At 64.8% G+C, this 12979-nt stretch carries 13 protein-coding genes; 12 read left to right on the top strand and 1 reads right to left on the bottom strand.

Features of this window, described 5'->3' with window-relative positions; genetic code table 11:
- Both VGH68_RS23985 and VGH68_RS23980 read left to right on the top strand, forming a co-directional pair.
- A partial coding sequence (locus tag VGH68_RS23985) for an NAD(P)/FAD-dependent oxidoreductase (protein WP_331606197.1) occupies nt 1–843 on the top strand: 843 nt, incomplete at its 5' end.
- 85 nt (nt 844–928) lie between these two features.
- On the top strand, nt 929–1711 hold the full coding sequence (locus VGH68_RS23980) for an ABC transporter substrate-binding protein (RefSeq protein WP_331606196.1): 783 nt from the start codon (nt 929–931) through the stop codon (nt 1709–1711).
- A gap of 77 nt (nt 1712–1788) precedes the next feature.
- On the opposite strand, the gene VGH68_RS23975 is transcribed toward VGH68_RS23980, so the two are convergent.
- Entirely contained in the window at nt 1789–3180 is a 1392-nt protein-coding gene (locus VGH68_RS23975; protein WP_331606195.1) for a PLP-dependent aminotransferase family protein, read from the bottom strand.
- 383 nt (nt 3181–3563) lie between these two features.
- Between VGH68_RS23975 and VGH68_RS23970 the strand changes: the two genes are divergently transcribed.
- The 10 genes from VGH68_RS23970 (at nt 3564) to VGH68_RS23925 (ending at nt 12933) form a co-directional block, all read left to right on the top strand.
- A complete protein-coding gene (locus tag VGH68_RS23970) occupies nt 3564–4046 on the top strand; it encodes an MSMEG_0572/Sll0783 family nitrogen starvation response protein (protein ID WP_331606194.1) in 483 nt (160 codons plus the stop codon).
- Between the two features lie 19 nt (nt 4047–4065).
- Complete coding sequence (locus VGH68_RS23965; protein WP_331606193.1) at nt 4066–5103, top strand: Nit6803 family nitrilase; 1038 nt, start codon at nt 4066–4068, stop codon at nt 5101–5103.
- A complete protein-coding gene (locus VGH68_RS23960) occupies nt 5084–6211 on the top strand; it encodes an MSMEG_0568 family radical SAM protein (protein ID WP_331606198.1) in 1128 nt (375 codons plus the stop codon). The genes VGH68_RS23965 and VGH68_RS23960 overlap by 20 nt, the downstream gene beginning before the upstream one ends.
- A gap of 2 nt (nt 6212–6213) precedes the next feature.
- Complete coding sequence (locus tag VGH68_RS23955; protein WP_331606192.1) at nt 6214–6777, top strand: MSMEG_0567/Sll0786 family nitrogen starvation N-acetyltransferase; 564 nt, start codon at nt 6214–6216, stop codon at nt 6775–6777.
- Nucleotides 6774–7760, top strand: coding sequence for a sll0787 family AIR synthase-like protein (locus VGH68_RS23950; protein WP_331606191.1), 987 nt, complete (start codon nt 6774–6776; stop codon nt 7758–7760). The genes VGH68_RS23955 and VGH68_RS23950 overlap by 4 nt, the downstream gene beginning before the upstream one ends.
- Before the next feature lie 122 nt (nt 7761–7882).
- The gene (locus VGH68_RS23945; RefSeq protein WP_331606190.1) at nt 7883–8167 is read left to right on the top strand and encodes an MSMEG_0570 family nitrogen starvation response protein; all 285 of its coding nucleotides are present in this window, start codon (nt 7883–7885) and stop codon (nt 8165–8167) included.
- Nucleotides 8168–8242: 75 nt separating this feature from the next.
- On the top strand, nt 8243–9541 hold the full coding sequence (locus VGH68_RS23940) for an MSMEG_0569 family flavin-dependent oxidoreductase (RefSeq protein ID WP_331606189.1): 1299 nt from the start codon (nt 8243–8245) through the stop codon (nt 9539–9541).
- A gap of 13 nt (nt 9542–9554) precedes the next feature.
- The gene (locus VGH68_RS23935) at nt 9555–10379 is read left to right on the top strand and encodes a Pnap_2097 family protein (RefSeq protein ID WP_331606188.1); all 825 of its coding nucleotides are present in this window, start codon (nt 9555–9557) and stop codon (nt 10377–10379) included.
- Nucleotides 10376–12526, top strand: a complete 2151-nt coding sequence (scpA, locus tag VGH68_RS23930; protein ID WP_331606187.1) for a methylmalonyl-CoA mutase — start codon at nt 10376–10378, stop codon at nt 12524–12526. Before VGH68_RS23935 ends, scpA begins: the two co-directional genes overlap by 4 nt.
- Before the next feature lie 77 nt (nt 12527–12603).
- Entirely contained in the window at nt 12604–12933 is a 330-nt protein-coding gene (locus tag VGH68_RS23925) for a hypothetical protein (protein ID WP_331606186.1), read from the top strand.
- Nucleotides 12934–12979: the final 46 nt, after the last annotated feature.

The raw sequence follows: 12979 nt of genomic DNA, 5'->3' as shown, positions 1-12979 counted from the left end.
CACGTGCCGCGCGCACTGCGAGCGGCCGATTATCTGCTCAAGGGATGGCGCATGATGCGCGCGGTGCGCCGCGCGGGCATTGCGATTGACCGTGGTGCGCGTGATGTCGAAGTCGAAGGCGATACGCAGGCGCGCGCGGTTCGCTTTATCGATGGAGCAGGCAACGCCCGTCGGATAGAGGCGGCGCTCGTGCTGCTGCATCAGGGCGTGATTCCTTCGTCGAACCTCGCGCGCGCGACAGGTTGCACGCACGAATGGCACGCGGACTCGGCCTGCTGGCGTCCGCAGACCGACGCGTGGGGGCGCAGCAGTGTCGCGCAAGTCTGGATCGCCGGCGACGGCGCGGGCATCGGCGGCGCAAAAGTGGCGGCCTGGGCGGGCACGCTCGCCGCGCTCGATATTGCTGCCGAGTTCGGCGTGCTCGACGCATCCGCGCGCGAGCGCGCGAGCCGCGCACCGCGCGCCGCATTGCGCCGGCATCTGGCGGTGCGTCCGTTGCTGGACGCGCTGTATACCCCGCCGCCCGCAGCGCGTCTGCCTGCCGACGAAGTCATCGTGTGCCGCTGCGAGGAGGTGACAGCGGGCGAAATCCGCCGCATTGCCGCGCGGGGCTGCATGGGACCAAACCAGATGAAGGCGTTCTCGCGTTGCGGGATGGGACCGTGTCAAGGCCGCTGGTGCGGCACGACGGTCGGCGAACTGATCGGCAGCACGCAGGCGAGAAATGTCGCCGACGTTGGCTACTACCGGATTCGCGCGCCGGTGAAGCCCGTGACGATCGCGCAACTGGCGCAGGCGCTGCCCGCCGATGCGGAGATCGCGCGTGGCGAGTTTCCGAGTTGATGCGTGGCGGCTTTTTTTGGACGTGCGAAGGCGTTGCTTTTTCCGTTGATCTCGATCCCCTGAACCTTTGGCCTGGAGTGCTGTGATGAAACGTAGCTTGAAAGTGGTGATGGCAATTGTGTCGATGACGCTTGCGTGCGCCGCGTCGGCGAAGGAGTGGCAGACGATACGTGTGGGGATCGATCCGACCTATCCTCCGTTCGAATCGCTATCGCCGAGCGGCGCGGTGGTCGGCTTCGACGTCGATCTCGGCAACGCGCTGTGCGCGAAGCTGAAGGCGCAATGCGTGTGGGTGCAAAGCAGCTTCGATGGCCTCATTCCGGGACTTCAGGCGCGCAAGTTCGATCTGATCCTGTCGTCAATGGCCGCGACGCCGAAGCGCCGCGAGCAGATCGATTTCACCGATCGCCTGTACCGCAACCAGACCCGGCTGATCGCGCGCGAAGGCTCGGGCCTGCTGCCCGATGGCACGAAGCTCGCACACAAGCGCGTCGCCGTTGAGCAGGGCACGGTGCAGGAAACATATGCGCGCGAAAAGTGGGCGGCGGCGGGCGTCGAGGTTGTGCCGTATCAAAATTACGACCAGGCCTATGCGGACCTGGGCACGGGCCGCGTCGACGCGGTGCTGATGGACGCGGTGCAGGGCAAGTTGGGTTTTCTCGATACGCCGAGCGGCAAGGGCTTCGCTTTTGCGGGGGGCGTCATCTACGATCCGAAGATCATGGGTGACGGCGATGCGGCCGGCCTGCGCAAATCCGATAGCGATCTGCGCGACGCATTGAACGTGGCCATCGCCGACATGCTACGCGACGGCACGTATAAGAAGATCGAAGCGAAGTACTTTCCGTTCGATATGTACGGCAAATAGCGCGAGCGGAGAAGGACACCATCGCGCGTAAGCACCGGCGAAGACCCGAAAAACCGGACGAAACCATCGGCTTGGGTCTACATCATCGGCATATGTAGATGATGCGAATCGTTAAGGGTCTGCGCAACACGTTGCAACGCGTCGCGGCAATCGTCGCGATCTTGCGGTCCGCCGAGGCACACGCGGATTGCATTGGGGGGATTGCCATCCGTGGAGAACGCGGCGCCCGCGACCACGGCGATGCCCTGATTACGAAGTTGCAGCGCCAGTTCGGGGGCGCTCCAGTTGCATTGCGCGGGAATAGGCAGCCACAGGTGAAAGCCGTCAGCGTGCGCGTCGTAGCGCCACGCCGCCAGTTCCTGCGCCGCAATCGCCTGTCGTGCATTGGCCTCCACGCGAATCGCGTCGAGCATCTCGTGCGCGGTGCCGTCGTTGACCCATTGCGTGGCCAGCATTACCGTGAACGGACTGGGCATCACGGTCGTGGCGCGCAATGCGCCCGCAACGCGCTGCGTTTGCCGCGCGGTCGGCGCACGCAGATAGGCGACGCGCAAACCCGCGCCCAGCGTCTTTGAAAAACCGGTGACGTGCCAGGTCAGTTCCGGGGCGAGCGTCGCGAGTGCGACTGGCCTTGTCGACGGTAGCCATCCGTACGCGTCGTCTTCGATGATCGGCACGCTGTAGCGCAATGCGACGTCGGCCAGCGCTTCGCGGCGCTGTCCCGACAGCGTGAGCGTGCTCGGGTTCTGCACGGTGGGGTTGCAATAGAACGCACCGGGCTTTTCGGTCTTGCAGAGCGCTTCGAACGCGTGCGGCAAGGGCCCGTCGTCGTCGCGCGGCAGCGGCTGCAGGCGCACCCCTAGTTGCGATGCGATGGCCTTGATGCCCGGATACGCGAGCGTGTCGAGGCAGATGGTCTCGCCGGGGCGCGCGAGTTGCGACACGAGCGCCACCAGCGCGCTATGAATACCGGGGCAGACGAGCACGGTGTCGTCCGTGCAATCGGGCAGCCGCTCCTTGAGCCAGGCGCGGCCGGCCGCGCGATCGTCGGGCGTGCCGCCGAAGTCCTGATAGCGCAACAGCCGATACGGATCGGTACATGCGAACAGACTCGCGGCCGATTCGCGCAGGCGCGCGCTGAGCGCCGGCGGCTCCGGCGGCATGTTCATCGACATCTCGACACTGCTGCCGCCCGCGAGCGGCAAGGTCTGCGTGCGCCCGCGCACGAAGGTGCCGCTGCCGGCGCGCGCATCGAGCAGCCCGCGCTTGCGTGCTTCCGCGTAAGCGCGCGCGACTGTCGTGTAGTTCAATTGCAGCGCGCCTGCCAGATCGCGCAGTCCGGGCAGGCGATCGCGCGGCCGCAGGCGCCCGCTTGCCAGGTCCTCTTCGATCAGATCCGGGATCACCAGATAAGCCGGCTTGCGGCTTTCCGTCAACCGTTTGAGCCAGTGATGGGTGAGGCTGTCCATGCCGGGTTTCCTTATTCAATGGATTCAAAATAGCACGCGTTTCACCGCAAAAATAAATCGATTTGCATTCAGTCAGAAACTTGATCGCATTGATTGGATGAATGCACGATTCCGGGCTCCGGCGCACCACGCGCACGCACGAAGGGCTGCGCGCTGCGCCGGGACGGTGCGCGGCCAATTCGCCTGAGCGGCGAGAAAGCCCCGCCAAACAAGGCTCGCAAAGATTTTTTTGGCGTCGCTCGAACAATCGCTGTTTGAATGATTGGAAGTTGATCGCATGTTCCGGGCCGGATATTGGCATATCCGTTGCGTTATTGAATTCGCCAGCCGGCCATTTTCCGGCGAGCAAATACGATCAATTACGCGACTTATTGGAGAGTCATATGCCCGCCGTCAATAAACCTCTGCATCAGAAAGGCGATTTTCTGGTCGATTACGAAGAGAAGGTATTCCCCGACGTCAAAGCGGAACCCGGCGAAAAGGCACTGGTAACGTTTCATACCGTCGCGTTCGAAGGCTCGATCGGCTTCGTCAACCTGCTGCAGGCCACGCGTTTGCAACGCAAGGGCTTCGAAACCTCGGTGCTGCTGTACGGGCCGGGTGTCACGCTCGGCCTGCAACGCGGCTTTCCGACGCTCGGCGACGAAGCCTTTCCGGGTCATCTGAACTTCAACAAACAACTGATGAAGTTCATGGAAGAGGGCGGCAAGGTCTATGCATGCCGCTTCGCGTTGCAGGCGCTGTACGGCCAGGGCGAAGCGTCGCTGATCGAAGGGATTCGCGCGATCAATCCGCTCGATGTGCTGGACATCCAGTTGCTTCATCGCAAGGACAACGCGCTCGTGATCCACACCTGGACCGTCTGAGCCGGGACCGGTGCCGATCATGTCCGACCAGCGAATCATCCGTGCGGCCGCCGTGCAGATTGCACCGGACTTCGACCGTCCCGGCGGCACCCTCGACAAGGTGTGCGCCGCGATCGACGAAGCCGCCGCCAAACGCGTACAGCTGATCGTCTTCCCCGAGACGTTCGTGCCGTACTACCCGTACTTCTCTTTCGTGCGTCCGCCGGTTGCATCGGGCGCCGATCACATGCGGCTGTATGAACAGGCCGTCGCGGTGCCGGGGCCGGTCACGCAGGCGGTGGCGGAACGCGCGCGCCGTCATCAGATGGTGGTCGTGCTCGGCGTGAACGAGCGTGACTACGGCAGCCTGTACAACACGCAACTGGTGTTCGATATCGACGGACGCCTCGTGCTCAAGCGCCGCAAGATCACGCCGACGTTTCATGAACGCATGATCTGGGGGCAGGGCGACGCGGCGGGTCTGAAAGTCGCGCAGACGGGCGTCGCGCGCGTCGGGGCGCTCGCCTGCTGGGAGCACTACAACCCGCTCGCGCGCTATGCGCTGATGACGCAGCACGAAGAGATCCATTGCAGCCAGTTTCCCGGGTCGCTGGTGGGGCCGATCTTCGCCGAGCAGATCGAAGTGACGATCCGTCATCACGCGCTCGAATCGGGCTGCTTCGTCGTCAATTCGACGGGCTGGCTGAGCGAAGCGCAGATCGATTCGGTCACCAGCGATCCGAAGCTGCAAAAGGCGCTGCGCGGCGGCTGTCATACCGCGATCGTGTCACCGGAAGGGCAGCACCTCGCCGAGCCTTTGCGCGAAGGCGAAGGGATGGTGGTTGCCGATCTCGACATGTCGCTGATCACGAAGCGCAAACGGATGATGGACTCGGTCGGCCATTACGCGAGGCCCGAGTTGTTGAGCCTGGCGATCAACGATCGCCCCGCGACCCCGGTCGCGCCGATGAACACGGCGTTCGAGCGATTCAGCGCCGATGCCGCTTCCGATTCCACGGGTGGAGCCCAGGATGAATACCAGCGCGAATCCGCCGGCCATGAGCCGGCAGTCAACTGAAGTGGGAACCGACCGGCACCGGCAGATGATGCAACTGCGCACCGAGTTGCAGTCCGCCGGCCTGCGTCTGGTCGATCCGACTGCGGGCGTCGCGAGCCGGCGCGGCGGCGCGGGGCCGTCGGATCACAAGGCGGTCACCGTCGACGGCGTGACGATCATGGTGCCGGTGCATACGAGTTCGGCGTGGAACTCGCCGTTCGTCGCCAGCGCGCCGGACGAAGCGGGCGCTAGCGCGCTGCTGCGCGGCACGATACGGATCGCGGACATCAGCTTTCCGAAGACGCCGCGCTTCACGCGTCTGCAGACGCTGGACGGCGTGCCGTACTCGCACATCGCGACGCTGCACGGCACCGACGTGCTCGCGACGACGGTGCTGCAAACCTGCATCCGTTACGAAAGCCGCCGCAAGACCTGCAAGTTCTGCGCAATCGGCCAATCGCTCGCGGCGGGCCGTACGATCGCGCGCAAGACGCCCGAACAGCTCGCCGAAGTCGCGCGCGCGGCCGTGCTGCTCGATGGCGTCAAACACATGGTGCTGACGACGGGCACGCCGCCGACCAGCGATCGCGGCGCGCGGATTCTGTGTGAAAGCGCGTTCGCGATCAAGGCCGCGGTCGACCTGCCGATCCAGGCGCAATGCGAGCCGCCTGACGACGACCGCTGGTTCGAGCGGATGAAAGCGAGCGGCATCGATACGCTCGGCATGCATCTGGAAGTCGTGACGCCCGCCGTGCGCGAACGCGTGATGCCCGGCAAGGCGAGCGTGCCCGTGTCGCGTTATATGGAGGCGTTCAAGGCGGCCGTCGCGGTGTTCGGCAGAGGGCAGGTGAGCACGTACATCCTCGCGGGACTGGGCGACACCGCCGACGCGATTCTGGCGATCTCGCGTGAACTGATCGCGCTCGGCGTCTATCCGTTCGTCGTGCCGTTCGTGCCGATCAGCGGCACCCCGCTCGAAGACCATCCCGCGCCGACGCCGGAATTCATGAGGTCGGTGCTGGTTCCGCTCGGTGCGATGCTGCGCGACGCGCGGATGCGTTCGGCCGACATCAAGGCGGGCTGCGGCAAATGCGGCGCCTGTTCGTCGCTGGCATCGTACGAGGAGTAGCCATGTTTTGCGAAGCCGTCGATGAACTGGACGCGATGCCGATTGCGTTCACGCCCGCCGAGTACCGCGTGAAGTGGGCGACGCTGCCGTGGGAATGCAACGAGGCTTATGCGCTGCGACGCGCGGTGTTCTGCGACGAGCAGCGCATCTTTGCCGGCGACGACCGCGATGAAATCGACGCCGGCGCGAAGCTGCTGGTCGCGCTGAGCTGCATCGCGGGCGTGCCGGAGCAGGTCGTCGGCACCGTCCGGATTCACGAGACCGAGCCGCATGTGTGGCTAGGCTCCCGGCTCGCGGTGCATGCGGCGTTCCGCTCGCACGGCAAGCTCGGCTCCACGCTGATCCGGCTCGCCGTGAGCAGCGCGCACGCGCTCGGTTGCGAGACTTTTCTTGCGCACGTGCAAAGCCAGAACGTGCCGTTGTTCCGGCGTCTGCATTGGCGCTCGGTTGGCGAGGAGATGCTGTTCGGCCGTGCGCATCAGTTGATGGAAGCGGACCTCGCGCATTATCCGCCGTGCTTTACGCCGGAGAGCGGGCTCGTCACGTCGTCGCGGGGACGCTCATGAGCATCGCCTCGCTCGTTGAAAGGCTCAGGCAAAGCCGCGGCTTCCGGCATAAGACCGATATTGCGGGAGTCGTCGCGTCGTTGGCGCAGCGCCTGCCGCACGGCGTCAGCGATCTCGCGCAGGCGGTCGCGCTCGGCGACGACTGCGCGGCGATCCGTGACGGCGACGGCTACCTGCTGTTTGCGATCGAAGGGCTGGTGAGCGATTTCGTCGAAGCGATGCCGTGGTTTGCGGGCTATAGCAGCGTGATGGTGAATATCAGCGACGTGTATGCGATGGGCGGCCGGCCGCTGGCCGTCGTCGATGCGCTGTGGAGCGACGGTCTCGGCGCGGCTGAACAGATGCTGGCCGGCATTGCGGCGGCGTCGCTCGCGTACGGCGTGCCGGTGGTGGGCGGGCATAGCAATACGCGTAGCGCGCAGCCGCAACTGGCCGTGTCGATCGTGGGCCGAGCGCGCGCATTGCTGTCGAGCTTCAACGCGCGCGCGGGCGACCGGCTCGTGATGGCCGTCGATCTGCGCGGCCGCTTCGAAGACCCTTATCCGTTCTGGAACGCGTCGGTCGGCGCACCGGCGCAGCGCCTGCGCGATGACCTCGAACTGTTGCCCGCCCTCGCGGAAAGCGGGCTGTGCGATGCCGCGAAGGACATCAGCATGGCCGGCGTGCTGGGTACGTCGCTGATGCTGCTCGAATGTTCGGCGATGGGCGCGCGAATCGATCTCGACGCAATTCCACGGCCGCCGGGCGTCGAGTTCGAGCACTGGCTCAGCGCGTTTCCGAGCTTCGGCTTCGTGCTGTCGGTGCGCGCGGAACAGGTTGACGAAGTGCTCGCGCGCTTCGTTGCGCGCGATTTGGCGTGCGCGGTGATCGGCGAGGTCGATGCATCGCGCGAAGTGGTGCTCACTGACCGCGGCGACGCGGCGCTGCTATGGAATTTTGGCGACGGGCCGTTCATTGGCGCGCCGCCGGGAGGGTGCACGTGAAGAGCCTACCTGGTTCGTTGCAGCGCTTCAGCTAGACCGCGAGCGCCCGCCGTCATATCGCGCTGTACCGGCGGCAACTGCAACCCGCTCCCGCCTGAACCATCACTTATCGAGGACACGCGATGCCAGTCATGCACTTCAGGGTCCAGTGGCCCGATGGCACCGAGGCCAACTGTTATTCACCGTCGACGGTCGTCGGCGAGTTCTTTGCCGCGGGCCAGAGCTATGCATTGAGCGAGTTTGTCGAACGCTCGCGCCAGGCTTTGGCTATCGGCTCCGAACGGGTCCGCGAGAAATACGGCTTTGCCTGTTCCGCCGCGATGGATCAACTCGCGCGGATCGAGCAGCAGGCCGAGGCATTTGCGTCGGACCCGCTGGCCGTCGTGAAGGTCGTCGAACTTTTGTGAAACCTGAATGCGGCGCACTCGTCGACGAAGCGATTTGCAGGCGCCCGAACATTCATACGCAACGCAGGAAGAACCATGTCGAACACAACCGTTAGCCCGCAAGCGGCGCACGCGAATCGTCACTACGCGGTCATCGTCGTGGGTGGTGGGCAGGCTGGCCTATCCATCAGCTACTACCTGAAACAGGCCGGCATCGATCATCTCGTGGTGGAGAAGCATTCGGTGACGCACACCTGGCGTTCCCAACGCTGGGACGCGTTCTGTCTCGTCACGCCGAACTGGCAATGCGCATTGCCCGGCTACCCGTACCGTGGCGACGATCCGCACGGCTTCATGAAGAAGGATCAGATCGTCGCGTATCTGGATGGCTTCATTGCGATGGTCGACGCGCCGGTGCTCGAACACACCGAGGTCAAACGCGTCAAGCGCGGCGCCGATGGGCGCTACAGCGTGTCGACGTCGAATGGCGAGTTCACCGCGGATCACGTCGTGATCGCGTCGGGCGGCTACCACACGCCAATCGTGCCGCGCATGGCCGAGCGTCTGCCGGCCGGGATCGTGCAGATGCAGTCTTCGCAATATCGCAATCCCGAGCTGTTGCCGGACGGCGCGGTGCTCGTTGTCGGATCCGGGCAGTCGGGCGCGCAGATCGCCGAAGACCTGCATCTGGCCGGGCGCACGGTCTACCTCGCGGTCGGCGAGGCGCCGCGCTGCGCGCGTTTCTATCGTGGACGCGATGTGGTCGACTGGCTCGCCGACATGCGGTACTACGACATGCCCGTCGAGCGGCATCCGTTGCGTGAAGGCGTGCGCGACAACACGAACCACTATGTGACTGGCCGCGACGGCGGACGTGACATCGATTTGCGCCGTTTTGCGCTGGAAGGAATGGAACTGTATGGCCGGCTCGAGGATCTGCGCGACGGCCACCTGCTGTTCGCGCCGAATCTGATCGAGAATCTGGACAGCGCGGACGATACCTACAACCGCATCAATGCGAGCATCGACGCGTTCATCGACAGGCACGGCATCGACGCGCCGCGCCAAGCCGCCTATGAGCCGGTATGGCAGCCGCACGGCGAGCGCACCTCGCTCGATCTGACGGCGAGCGGCATCACGTCGATCATCTGGTGCATCGGCTTTACGCCGGACTTCAGCTGGATCGATGCGCCCGTGTTCAATGGGCGTGGCTATCCGGCACACACGCGGGGCATCACGCCGCAAGCGGGACTGTATTTCATCGGCTTGCCGTGGCTGCATACGTGGGGATCGGGGCGCTTTTCGGGCGTCGCGCGCGACGCGGCCTATGTCGTGGAGGCCATTCGCGCGTCGCTCGATGCGTCCGACGCGGCAACCGATAGTCTTGCGGCCTGACCGGGCGAAGTCCATGCAGACCACGACTGGATGCTATCGCGCGGGCATGCCGCAATTGTGCTTCACCGGGTTGTCGGAGAACTGGCTGCTGAAGGAATGCGGGCATCGTCATTGGGAGGCGCTCGCCGCGCATGCAGGGCGAGCCACGCCCGATTTCAGCGACGACAGCAGCGGGCGCGCGTACGCCGCGTTCACCGCGATCCGTCTGCGGGCGAACGGTTTCGATACCGTGCGCGAGAACGACGAGTTCGGGATTCACACCGCGTTATGCAGAACCGGACCCGTCCGGCACTTCAGCACACACCGCATCGTGCGTGATGGTACGTTGATCGCGGATGTGTCGATGTCTTCCACGTTCGTTACACGGGCGCAGGCGCGCAACAATCGGTCGGTCGCGCGCGCAACGCTTGCGGCGCTGGGGGGCGCGATCAGTGCGGCGCCCAATGAAGCGCTTGCGATGACGCAAGCGGGCAAGCGGCTGAGGGCCGGAGAGTGGGGCTCTTGTGAAAGTCTTGCGGCTGGCGCGCACGAGGCCGCCCGGTTTCTTCCGTGCCCGAACAACGACTTCAATGGCGCGGACTTTCTGTACTTCGCGAGCTTCCAGTCGTTTGTCGATCGCGCCGAATGGCAACGGCACCGGTTTGCCGAGCCGCCCGTGATCGCGAGCCGGTCGCTGCACTTTTACGGCAACGTCAATGTCGGCGATGCATTGAGCGTGCATGTGGCCGGCGAACGCGAAAACGGACAGGGGATCACGCATTGGAGTGAAGTGCGACGCGCCAGCGACAACCTGAAGATCGCCGACGTCGTCACGGAAAAACACTGGAGACAGCGATGAGCACCGCTCTCAAACGCGAGGCCGCGCTGCGCTTGAACTACCGGCCCCGACCCCGGCCCCGCCGCCGCGCGGTACCGCTGAAGACGCTTTATACCGCCTCCGACCTCGCGGGCCTCGCGCATCTGGACAGCATGCCTGGCACCGCGCCGTTCGTGCGCGGTCCGTACCCGTCGATGTACACGGCCAAGCCGTGGACGATCCGGCAATACGCGGGCTACGCCGAAGCCGCCGATTCGAATCTCGCGTTTCGCACCGCGCTGGAGGAAGGGGCGCAGGGTTTGTCCGTCGCGTTCGACCTGCCCACCCAGCGCGGCTATGATTCGGACGATCCGTGCGCGAGCGCCGAGGTCGGGCTGGCCGGTGTCGCGATCGATACGGTCGACGATATGGCGCGTCTTTTCGCGGGCATTGCACTCGACCGAACGTCGGTATCGATGACGATGAACGGCGCGGTGCTGCCGGTGCTGGCCGCTTTCATCGTCGCGGCCGAGGAGCGCGGCGTGGACGCGGCGCGCCTGACCGGCACGATTCAGAACGACATTCTGAAAGAGTTCATCGTGCGCAACACCTGCATCTTCGCGCCCGAGCCGTCGTTGCGAATCGCAGCCGATGTGGTCGACTACCTCGCGCGATACGCGCCGCGCTTTAACGCGCTATCGGTGTGCGGCTATCACTTTCAGGAGGCGGGCGCCGATCCGGTGCTCGAACTGGCGCTGACGATGGCCAATGCGCGCACGTACGTCGAAACGCTTGGCCAGCGGGGCATGAGCGCCGATGACGTGTGCCAGCGTATGAGCTTCTTCTTCGGCGTCGGCACGGACTTCTATGTCGAGGTGGCGAAACTGCGCGCGGCGCGTCTGATCTGGTCCGAACTCGCGGCGCGTTGCGGTGCGACTTCCGACAACGCGCGTGCTTTGCGGATGCATTGCCAGACGTCCGGCTGGTCGCTGACCGCGCACAAGCCGTCGAACAACGTCGTGCGCACCGCCGTCGAGGCGATGGCGGCCGTATTCGGCGGTACCCAGTCGCTGCATACGAACGCATTTGACGAGGCGCTGGCCTTGCCGTCGGCATCGTCGTCGCGCGTTGCTCGCGACACGCAACTGATGCTTCAGCACGAAATGGGACTGTGCGACGTCATTGATCCGTGGGCCGGTTCGTACATGATGGAAGCGTTGACGGCCGACATCGCGGCGCGCGTCCGTTCGCTGATCGGCGAGATCGACGCGCGTGGCGGCGTCGTGCAAGCGATCCGCTCAGGGTGGATTCGCGCACGCATTCACGAATCGGCGGTGACGCTGCAGGGCGAAATCGATAGCGGGCAACGCGTCGTGGTGGGCGTCAACGCGTTTGTTCATGGCGATGCGGACGATGCGCCCGCATGTTTCCAGCCGGACGGAAACCAGGTGCGCGCACACCAGATCCGGCGCATCGCGGAAGTCAAACTGCGGCGCGATGCGCAGCTTGTGGCGCATGCATTGGGCGCGCTCGAAACCGCCGCGCGCGACGGCACGGGCAACCTGCTCGCGTTGACGATGCGCTGCATGCGTGCGCGCGCGACAGTCGGCGAATGCACGCGCGCGCTCGAAGCCGTGTGGGCGCGTCATGCGATCGGTTTGCATCCGAGCGCCGGCATCTACGAGGCAACGCTTGCGTCGGATGCGATGTGGAAAGCCGCATGCGAACAGGTCGAAAAATTGGCGTCGACGCTGCGACGCAAGCCCCGCGTGATGATCACGAAGCTCGGACAGGACGGCCACGACCGCGGCGCGCAAGCGGTGGCCGCCGCGTTGATCGACGCGGGCTTCGACGTCGTATCCAACGAACTCTTCATCGCGCCTGCGGAAGTTGCACGGCGCGCGCTCGCGAGCGAGGTCGATGTAATCGGCGTGTCGTTGCTCGCAGGCGCACATGTGGAGTTGACGTCGCAATTGATGCATGAACTGCTCGCCTGCCGCGCCGCGATACCCGTCGTGCTTGGCGGGAATGTTCAGGCAGACAGCGCTGGTGTACTCAAAGCGCTGGGTGTCGCCGATTTTTTCCTCCCTGGCACGCGGATGCACGAAATCGTGCTGCGCATGGTGCAGCTCGCGACGCAGGTTGCGGATCGGGCAACGGGCGAAATCGACGACCGAACGCTCGCCTGAACGGGCGACGCTGGCGGGCGGGTCAGTCGCCGGCTGAGTGCCTCCTGTTCATCCAATTCAGCTCGCACAAACGAGCCATGTCGGACATGAACTGCCGGGCTTTCCGCATCGCGTTCGGCGGATCGAGCCATCCGGTCGTGCTCATGCCTGTCGCCACGGAAGTCCCGCAGCCTCCGCAGGATGGCGGCGTTGGCGCCGAGCCATGCGTACAGGATGGGCAGCACGAAGCCCGTCGTCATTCCGATGAGAGTCAGGATATTGTCCAGCGCGTACTTCGCCGTCGCGCGAATCTGCTGGTAGAGGGCGCTTTTTTGAAAGCCCTGCTGCACCGTGTCCTCTGGAATCGAGTACCCAAGCGCAACACCCGTCGCGCAACCGGCGTGCAATTTTGTTGCTCTGCACGATGAGCTCCCCACGCTCCTGCTACTCGTTATTACCGATGTAGTGAGTAAA

The organism is Paraburkholderia sp., from assembly GCF_036488505.1.
Classification (GTDB): Bacteria; Pseudomonadota; Gammaproteobacteria; order Burkholderiales; family Burkholderiaceae; genus Paraburkholderia.
This window is presented reverse-complemented; position numbering and strand designations above follow the sequence as displayed.

Excerpts from the sequence above, each read along its gene's own strand:
- VGH68_RS23980 (WP_331606196.1), top strand. The coding sequence starts at position 929 with ATGAAACGTAGCTTGAAAGTGGTGATGGCAATTGTGTCGATGACGCTT.
- VGH68_RS23975 (WP_331606195.1), bottom strand. The coding sequence starts at position 3,180 with ATGGACAGCCTCACCCATCACTGGCTCAAACGGTTGACGGAAAGCCGC.
- VGH68_RS23970 (WP_331606194.1), top strand. The coding sequence starts at position 3,564 with ATGCCCGCCGTCAATAAACCTCTGCATCAGAAAGGCGATTTTCTGGTC.
- VGH68_RS23965 (WP_331606193.1), top strand. The coding sequence starts at position 4,066 with ATGTCCGACCAGCGAATCATCCGTGCGGCCGCCGTGCAGATTGCACCG.
- VGH68_RS23960 (WP_331606198.1), top strand. The coding sequence starts at position 5,084 with ATGAGCCGGCAGTCAACTGAAGTGGGAACCGACCGGCACCGGCAGATG.
- VGH68_RS23955 (WP_331606192.1), top strand. The coding sequence starts at position 6,214 with ATGTTTTGCGAAGCCGTCGATGAACTGGACGCGATGCCGATTGCGTTC.
- VGH68_RS23950 (WP_331606191.1), top strand. The coding sequence starts at position 6,774 with ATGAGCATCGCCTCGCTCGTTGAAAGGCTCAGGCAAAGCCGCGGCTTC.
- VGH68_RS23945 (WP_331606190.1), top strand. The coding sequence starts at position 7,883 with ATGCCAGTCATGCACTTCAGGGTCCAGTGGCCCGATGGCACCGAGGCC.
- VGH68_RS23940 (WP_331606189.1), top strand. The coding sequence starts at position 8,243 with ATGTCGAACACAACCGTTAGCCCGCAAGCGGCGCACGCGAATCGTCAC.
- VGH68_RS23935 (WP_331606188.1), top strand. The coding sequence starts at position 9,555 with ATGCAGACCACGACTGGATGCTATCGCGCGGGCATGCCGCAATTGTGC.
- scpA (WP_331606187.1), top strand. The coding sequence starts at position 10,376 with ATGAGCACCGCTCTCAAACGCGAGGCCGCGCTGCGCTTGAACTACCGG.
- VGH68_RS23925 (WP_331606186.1), top strand. The coding sequence starts at position 12,604 with ATGTCGGACATGAACTGCCGGGCTTTCCGCATCGCGTTCGGCGGATCG.